This window comes from Pseudoalteromonas luteoviolacea CPMOR-1 (genome assembly GCF_001625685.1).
GTDB lineage: Bacteria > Pseudomonadota > Gammaproteobacteria > Enterobacterales > Alteromonadaceae > Pseudoalteromonas > Pseudoalteromonas luteoviolacea_K.
In genome coordinates this window covers 1-5,942 of sequence record NZ_AUYC01000043.1, presented here as the reverse complement: position 1 = coordinate 5,942, position 5,942 = coordinate 1, and the positions used below count along the sequence as shown (strand labels likewise).

The 5,942-nt window shown below is 40.1% G+C and carries 4 protein-coding genes and 1 pseudogene; all 5 read left to right on the top strand.

Translation table 11 applies throughout. The annotated features are described in order from the left end of the window. Positions 1–660: pseudogene (locus tag N473_RS18740) on the top strand (transposase); the annotation flags it as partial. 970 nt (positions 661–1,630) lie between these two features. Continuing rightward, a complete protein-coding gene (locus N473_RS18735) occupies positions 1,631–3,040 on the top strand; it encodes a serine hydrolase domain-containing protein (RefSeq protein WP_063369237.1) in 1,410 nt (469 codons plus the stop codon). Between the two features lie 567 nt (positions 3,041–3,607). Next, positions 3,608–4,579: a transposase gene (locus N473_RS18730; RefSeq protein WP_063369238.1), complete on the top strand. Its 972-nt coding sequence runs from the start codon at positions 3,608–3,610 to the stop codon at positions 4,577–4,579. A gap of 383 nt (positions 4,580–4,962) precedes the next feature. Then, positions 4,963–5,232: a hypothetical protein gene (locus tag N473_RS18725; protein WP_063369236.1), complete on the top strand. Its 270-nt coding sequence runs from the start codon at positions 4,963–4,965 to the stop codon at positions 5,230–5,232. A gap of 207 nt (positions 5,233–5,439) precedes the next feature. Continuing rightward, positions 5,440–5,883, top strand: coding sequence for a hypothetical protein (locus tag N473_RS18715; protein ID WP_063369234.1), 444 nt, complete (start codon positions 5,440–5,442; stop codon positions 5,881–5,883). Positions 5,884–5,942 lie beyond the last annotated feature (59 nt).

Genomic DNA, 5,942 nt, shown 5'->3' with positions numbered 1-5,942 from the left:
ACTCATAAGTTTGTTAGCGGATAGTCACTGAGCAATTCAGAGCGATGTTTGCTGTCAGAGTTGATAGACGAATACAGAAAACGCTTAGCGGATATCAGTTGGTTTATGCGAACGCTCAACGAAGATATTGCGCGTAAAGCCAATAAAGAAGACGGTTGCACAGGCCGTTTTTGGGAAGGGCGCTTTAAATCACAAGCCTTGTTAGATGAAGCCGCTTTAGCAGCATGTTTAGCGTATGTGGACTTGAATCCAGTCAGAGCTAAAATGGCTGAAACCCCTGAAGAGTCAGACCATACCAGCATTAAAAAGCGTATTGAAACAGCAAAAGCGGGTAAACAACCCACACCTTTACTGCGTTTTGTAGGTAACCCAAGAAAACACATGCCAAAAGGGCTACCATTTGAATTCAAATACTATGTAGAGCTTGTTGATTTAACAGGTCGGTGTATTCGAGAAGATAAGCGCGGATTTATCACAGACTCTCAGCCCATTTTAGCAAGGCTTAATATCCAACCAGAGAATTGGTTAAAGCTTACGACCAAATTTACCAAAGTGTTTAAAGGGTCAGTTGGCAGGCCAGAAGCAAAACAAAAGTACTGCGAACATTTAAAGTTAAAACGACGAGGAAATCTCACTCAGTGTAGCGAATTACTTGCTTAGCCAGTAATACATATAAAAATCCAATATCAACGTAGCTTTTAAAAGTTGCCGTGGTTAGTCATGTCTGAAATTATCACAAATTTAAAAAATTTAGCAATTTATCAGACGATCAAAATGAATTGAGTAATTTTGAGAGGTTCGTTCCTGTTTGGAATCTTATTGAGGCGTAATTGTTATATAAGTGGGTGTCACTTTAGTGTTATTAGTGTTAGTGAGTGGGTGTCACTTTAAAATCCTGTGCTTTAAAATCCTTTGGTGTCACTTTAAAATCCTTCCATAATTATTAGACTTTCGTCTAAGAACTCTAACCTTAACAGCCCTAATAAAGCTGCCTAAACCTGCATATCGCCCATGAGTTTCGCTTAATATAGATTGGTGTTTATTGAGAAATAAACATTCACTCGATGTAAGCAATTACTCGCAGTGTATGTCAGAGAATAACAGAGGGTGTGAACACGAACACGACTTTTTTCAATTAAATGATGGCCAAATTAAGCATTAGTGTAATTTATTAAAAATAATGATTTTTTAGATTGATACTTGGATTTTAAAACAACCAACAGTGTGTGAATCTAACAATTGGACTGTACAAAAAATGTTCTGTATAAGTTTGTCTAGTTGATGTGAATGTAAAATTTAAGACGTATTTGTTCACATCCTCTAGTGCATTCTATTAAATGGTAGCGCATATGTAATGGGTTTAAATTATGGCCTAACTGCGTCGAGCTTAATGCCCACACTTTGCATGCCATCAATAGAATCATTTTTGATTCTGACTATGTATAGAAATTGCTGAGACAGTCCAATATTTGGGTATGTTTGCTGGCAGCAGCAGTATTTTATTGATTTCTAGGAAGAGTAAATCGCGAGCGTGCACCGTGAAGACACGCACGCCCATATTTATCTACCCTGCAGAAATGAAACGGAGCATATTCATACTTTTAAGCGGGGTTGTTAATAAGGAAATATAATGCAATTCAAAAGTATCATACTACCGATGGCACTGGTCATAGGCCAGACTTTGACTGTCCAATGTGCATTTGCACAAGACCCATATGCTGAGCCGGGTGACTGGGATCCAAGCCTACGACATCCGTTATTCGAGCAAGCCAATGATCTGATCCAAGGATATGTAGATTTAGGCTCCTTTACGGGGACGGTGTTTGTTCAACAAGGTGGTGAAACCATCCTTCACAAAGGATATGGTTTTGCGAATGAAGTTCAATGGGTTAAAAACGATCGCCGTACACGTTTTGCTGTTGGGTCAATTGCAAAGCAGTTCACAGCAGTCGCGATTCTTCAGCTTATGGAGCAGGAAAAGCTCAAACTGACAGACACACTTGAGCAATATATTCCTGGTTTTCCAAACGGGAATAAAATCACGATTCATTACATGCTCACGATGCAATCTGGACTTGCTGAAATTACCCATTTACCTGCACATTGGGAAAATCGGTATACCGAACTTAGTGCGGATGAACACATCAATCTAGTGAGAGGTGCGCAAGCATTATTTGATCCGGGTACTGACTTTAGGTATTCCAATACCAGTTATTTGCTCTTGGCACGTATCGTTGAGCTCGTGTCTAACACCCAATATGAAGACTATTTACGAGAAAACCTTTTCAAACCTGCCAATATGACCAGTGCTGATGTGCTAGACCCAACGATGTACGAGCATTATTTGGCACGAGGTTATGAGATCTTTGATGGTTTGGTTGAGGGAAGACCCTATGCTAAAAATACGGCTTTTGGAGGTGGTGATTTGCAAATGACAGCAAAAGACTTGTACCGCTGGGAGCTTGCGTTAAAAGATGGGCGGCTTATAAGCCAAGCAACCTATGACTTGATGCACACAAATCATATTGAGAATTTTGGTTATGGTATTGGTGTTGCTCCGTTAGCCGATGGCAGCCCTTCCCACTATTTTGGCGGCGGCGGTCATCCTGGCTTTAGCTCTAGTAACTATCGTGTTCAGGACACGGATACCACGATTGTGGTGCTGAACAACCGGGGCAATAACAAAGCGGTGTTTATGTCTTACCAATTGCTGCAGTTAAGTGAGGGGTTAGCGCCTACCTTTGCCAAGCCGGAAATTAGTTTACCTGAGCAAAATGTACAGAGGATAGTTGGTAATTACACGGCGACAAATACGCGTTGGCCGACAAGTGTCGAACTGTTTATTGATGAAGGGCAGTTGCACGGTAAGTACACTATGCCATGGGCCGGCTCTTTGCCCGTATGGCAATACGTCGCGCATTCTCAATTGGAGTTTACAGAGCAATATTGGGGCGGATTTACAAGATTTGAAGAGGATGAAAATGGCGCAATTACTGGTTTCAATGCAGAAGGTTATATCTACGTTAAAGACCCAGAATAAGGGCTAACCTGAAGGGAATATAAACATGACACATATGGACACCCCATTTATGTAAAGTTAAGCAAACCTATCGGGGCAGTTTTTACTGCCTCGTTATCATTATTTTATTCCCTACTAGCCGCATTTTGATAATTAACCACATGCAATAAAGCGTTGCTCTAACATATATCCGAGCTTAACTTTACTCAGTGCCTCTAATGATCTACGAGCCTACACACCCTAAATTGAAACACCCAATCGGTTTTTATACCGTGCCTTTGTCGAGTTTTATGTAGGCAGGCTAGGCCTTTTTTCATCTACTTTTAGCAATAAATAAAGTTGGGTATTATGTTGAATCTTTGTTATGCAGAACTTGTTGATTTAATAGGTCGGTGCATGCGCGAAGATAAGCGCGGATTTATCACAGATACACAACCAATTTTAGCAAGGCTAAATATCCAACCAGAAAAATGAATAAACATAAAAATGAATAAACAAATGAATAAACATGACACCCATCTTAATTTGGGAATAGTGTAAGAAGCCGTCTATGCTTCATTGAATGGTAAAGTATGGATGGCTTTTTTTATGGCATTAGCAAGGAAGAGACAGGTTAGTTTGGTGGATACCAAGTACTATCACTGTATATCACGATGCGTAAGACGTGCGTTTTTATGCGGAGAAGATAAAGCAACGGGTAAGTCATATGAACACCGAAGAGGGTGGGTTGAAGAGAAGTTGTTGCAACTAGCCAAGGTGTTCTGTATCGATGTATGTGCTTATGCGGTGATGAGTAACCATACGCATATTGTTTTGTATGTAGATGATAAAAAGGCAAAACGACTAAACGATAAAGCCACTCTTATTCGTTGGCATAAACAATTTAAAGGGACTTGGCTGACCCATAAGTTTGTCAGTGGCGAGTCGCTAAACACTTCAGAGCGTTGTTTACTGTCAGAGTTGATAGACGAATATAGAAAGCGTCTAGCGGATATTAGCTGGTTTATGCGAACGCTCAACGAAGATATAGCACGTAAAGCCAATAAAGAAGATGGGTGCACAGGCCGTTTTTGGGAAGGGCGATTTAAATCACAAGCCTTGTTAGATGAAGCAGCGCTGGCAGCGTGTTTAGCGTATGTGGATTTGAATCCTGTTAGAGCCAAAATGGCTAAGACCCCAGAAGAGTCAGACCATACCAGCATTAAAAAACGTATTGAAACAGCAAAAGTGGGTAAACAACCCAAGTCTTTACTGCGTTTTGCAGGTAACCCAAGAAAACACATGGCAAAAGGCTTACCATTTGAATTCAAGTATTATGTTGAGCTGGTTGATTTAACAGGTCGATGTATTCGTGAAGACAAAGGCGGATTTATTACAGATTCTCAACCAATCTTAGCAAGGCTGAATATCCAACCAGAGAATTGGTTAAAGCTTACTACCCAGTTTACGAGCGTGTTTAAAGGGTCAGTGGGCAGGCCGGATGCAAAACAAAAGTACTGTGAACACCTAAAGTTAAAACGACGAGGTAATTTGGCGCAGTGTAGTGAGTTACTCGCTTAGTCTTTAATATACAATAACACCCCAATTTTAATGTGACTTTTAAAAGTTACGTGGTTAGTCATGTCTGAAATCCCAGCTAAGTTATCAAGTTAATCAATTTATCAAAGGTTCAAAGCGAATTGAGCTATTTTTAGTGGTTTGTTTCTGCTTTGAAACATGTCGAGGTGTAGTTGTGGTATAAATTAAGATGGGTGTCATGTATTTAGTGCTTTGGCTTTATAAGTGCAGGAGTCACCAAAGGTTTAGGAGGTGCTTATTTACCCGGAGGAAGTGGACTCGAGTTCCATCAAATAGCGACAGGCACGGTTATTTCAGCCGTAATTGGTGGTACAGTATCGGAGATAACAGGCGGAAAGTTTGCTAATGGCGCTCGTACTGGGGCAATGCAGTATGTGTTGAATCAGGCGGGTGAGAGTTTAAGAGAAAAACGAAACCCAGCCGAGGCTTTAGCTAAGGAGTATCTAGAAGATGGGCACTTAAAGCTTTGGGAAGCAAATGAGATTTGGAGAGCTAATACAGATCCAAACTTTGAGTTAACTGTCGATGCTACGAAACTTACAGTAACAGGAAGCTTTAATGAGGCAGGTGTTGCATTCGGAAAAGTAGTTGATGGAAAGGATTGGCTTGTACATGGGTCTACAGCACTCTCATGATGGCTCTATACGAATATCAAGTGGGACTTACGATTTTTACGCTCAATTTGAGAGCGCAGTATCCTACTTGGACACAATACGCAGTTCGAAACACTTTAACTTATGGTGGGTTTTATTTGGCTTCAATTGCGGGGACAAGATCTGGGTTAGATTTTACAATTCATTATTCAGGCTCACCAAAGTATATAGTAACTAAATAGGGAAAGAATGAGATATACAATTATCATTTTAATAGCGTTTTTTTTGTCAGGCTGTGGCCCGGGCGTAAAAGATGGTACCGTTGAAATTGCAGCAGAATATTATTTTGCATTTGCGGGCGGAGAACAAAACTTTATTATCTACGAAGGGGAGGAGAGAAGCAAAGGCGTTATAATTTCAGCTTCTTTATCTCAATTTTTATTAGTGGATAATGTCATATATGCTTCAAGGAAACCTCTTATATCCCGGGTTATAGACGACGTTCTGAAAGTGGCCGGAAAAGGAGAGTGTGAATATTATTTTATAAACACTTTAGACCACACTGTAGATGGGCCCTTAAATGTTCACCAGGTAGCAAAAAGTAAGAATTGGGAAAAAGTCAATGTTGAACTTGATATACAGAAGCCGGTGATTATGAGTTCAGAGTGTAACTTGAAGAGCGCTAGAATATAGTGATTAAATAAACATTAAATAAACATTAAATAAACATTAAATAAACATGACACCCATCT